The organism is Hymenobacter agri, from assembly GCF_054778495.1.
In genome coordinates this window covers 1-1567 of sequence record NZ_BAAGZM010000804.1, presented here as the reverse complement: position 1 = coordinate 1567, position 1567 = coordinate 1, and the positions used below count along the sequence as shown (strand labels likewise).

The 1567-nt window shown below is 64.5% G+C and carries 1 protein-coding gene; it reads right to left on the bottom strand.

Translation table 11 applies throughout. From position 1 onward, the window contains the following. Nucleotides 1-1419, bottom strand: a 1419-nt coding sequence (locus ACYVDE_RS22315) for a hypothetical protein (protein ID WP_460503735.1), incomplete at its 3' end; no start/stop codon positions are given. Nucleotides 1420-1567: the final 148 nt, after the last annotated feature.

The window sequence follows — 1567 nt, the reverse complement described above, 5'->3', positions numbered from 1 at the left end:
GCCGTCGAGCAGCGTGGCGGTGATGGGGCCGGGCCGCTCCTGCTGGAAGTTGAGGGCCGTGGCGCCGGTGGCGGGGTTCGGATACAGCGCCACCTGAATGGTGCCAGGCGTGGTGGCCCGGCCGGGCGCGGTGCTCAGCACAATATTTTCGTCGCCGGAGCGGTAGGGCAGCAGTTCGAAATAGGTGAGCAGCATCTCATCCAGGGTACTCTCGCCCCAGGTGGTGATGCGGGGCGGACTGCTGGGGTTGCGCGGGTTCTGGGCGGTGTTGTCGTAGCTGGCATCGGCCACGAGGCGCGAGCCGGCCGGTATTTTCAGCGGACTCGTGAAGCGGAACGTGCCCTGCCAGCGGAAGTCCCAGTCGCCGATTTTTATCATCCGAACGGTGTCGTTGGTGGGCTTTACGGCGGCCACTTTCCAGCCCTTGCTGAGCAAGTGGGCGTGGGGCGACACGCTGAGCACCGTCGCATCGAACGGCACGGTGAGCTGGGCGTGGAAGGTTTTTACCTGATTGGCCGGAATCACGAACGGGCCGTTGGTGAGCACCTGCGGCGAAATGACGGGCAGCGTCTGCACGTAGCGCGTTACGGGCTGGCGGGCGAAGAAAATGTTCACCACCGACGAATCCTTCTGCGTCACGAAGTTGGGGCCGTAGTGAATCTGCAACAGCAGCGAGGCGCGGCGGTAGAGTTTCTTGCCCATGCCCGACGGGTAAAACCGGTGGTTCATGCCCGGCACCCAAGCCCCGTACACGCCCTCCAAGGGCGTGAAGCCGAAGCCGCCGAACTGCGTGTAGCCGTAGCCCGGGTCGGCCGCATCCAGCGCCTGGGCCTGCTGCGTGGTGTCGAGTGCGATGATGCAGTGGTGCACGATGCGCTTGTTGCCGGGCCGGAACTCAATGGCCGAGATGTCGCGGTCGGTGGGCAGGTTTACGGGCAGCACGAAAATGCGGTACATGTCCTGCCCATTGCCCTGGTGCGTGAAGGCGTGCGCCATCGGAATCACCAAATCGGGCGTGCCCAGCTGCGAGCCGCTGGGGTAGGTGGGTACCGGCGGCGTCGTAGCCGGGTTGCCCTGCGGCGTGCCGGCATCGACCCAGGCCGCGATTTTGGCAATTTCCGCGTCGGTCAGCGTGTTTTCGTCGAGGTAGTGGCGGTAGCGCGGGTCAGGCTTCCACGGCGGCATGTAGCGCGTACCCGTCACGTACTTAATGGTCTGGGCATGGCTCACCACCTCGGCGTAGCTCGTGAGCGGAAACGGCGCCACTTCGCCGGTGCGGTGGCAGGGCGTGCAGTGCTGGTATACCAGCGGCGCAATATCCTGGCTGAAAGTGTACTGCGGCGTAGTCTGGGCCTGCGCCGTGAGGGCCGAAACCGCCAGGGCGCAAGCAGCGAGGAAGGAAGAGAAAACGTGCTTCATATATTCAATTGATGTGCTGGAACATCACGCTCTAAAGTTACTCAATAAAACAGCCCACCGGCTCGGTGCGGGGCACGGCCACGGGCTGGCCGACAACTACGGCGGCCAGGGCATCGGCCAGTTCGTGGTGGCGCGTCAGGGCGCGGTG